We start from the raw sequence: 277 nt of genomic DNA on the forward strand, positions 1-277 counted from the left end.
GCCTCTTCCTCCTTGTCTTTGGAAGGCATCGTTAATGTTGCAAGTTCCGATGAATCATAGATTGCTATGGGTATCTTTTTACTGTGTAATGCAATCACCATCATTGCAAGAGCTACTTGTTTCGCTTCTATTGAACGGAATTTTTTCAGTGGACCTATGAACACAGGATTTAAGATTTTTAAAATTGTTTCGCCCATTTTTTCACCAAAACGGAATTCGTTACGTTTCCCTACTAAAAGGGAAGGTCTTACAATTGATAGTTGCGGTAAATCTAGCT

At 37.9% G+C, this 277-nt stretch carries 1 pseudogene; it reads right to left on the reverse strand.

Annotated features, from left to right (window positions below):
- Window positions 1–277 (reverse strand): annotated as a pseudogene (locus R0J88_RS19790) (hypothetical protein); the annotation flags it as partial.

The sequence above is a fragment of the Pseudoalteromonas sp. SIMBA_162 genome, from assembly GCF_046535955.1.
Taxonomy (GTDB): Bacteria; Pseudomonadota; Gammaproteobacteria; order Enterobacterales; family Alteromonadaceae; genus Pseudoalteromonas; species Pseudoalteromonas marina.